Source organism: Citrobacter sp. Ce129, assembly GCF_030334545.1.
In the GTDB taxonomy this organism is placed as follows: domain Bacteria; phylum Pseudomonadota; class Gammaproteobacteria; order Enterobacterales; family Enterobacteriaceae; genus Citrobacter; species Citrobacter europaeus.
In genome coordinates this window covers 1-317 of record NZ_JAOWDS010000040.1, presented here as the reverse complement: position 1 = coordinate 317, position 317 = coordinate 1, and the positions used below count along the sequence as shown (strand labels likewise).

The following is a 317-nucleotide window of genomic DNA, read 5'->3' as shown; positions in this document are numbered from 1 at the left end:
CCGTAATCTTTAGATATTTTATATGCCCCAGGCTCCCACTCAGGCACAAGTATGTACTGTTCTGAGGGATGGATAAACTCACCCGAGAAAACCCTATAGATTGGATTGCCATAAATTGATTTGTGGACCTTTCTTTTTACATCATGGTAAACAACATATCCTTCACAATCATAACCGATCAACTCCAGGTAACGATTTTCATCAAACCGGTAAATTACTTGTGATGGTATTTTTTTTGTACAGGCAGCGATGGCGCATAGTGAAATTGCCCCAACGATTACTCTTACCCTAATTCCTGGTTTCATAATTCATCCTTA

The 317-nt window shown here is 39.1% G+C and carries 1 protein-coding gene; it reads right to left on the bottom strand.

What is annotated here, in order from left to right:
* Positions 1-305: T6SS immunity protein Tli3 family protein (locus tag OGV77_RS00870; protein WP_502873696.1), on the bottom strand; the 305-nt coding region annotated here is incomplete at its 3' end.
* Positions 306-317: the final 12 nt, after the last annotated feature.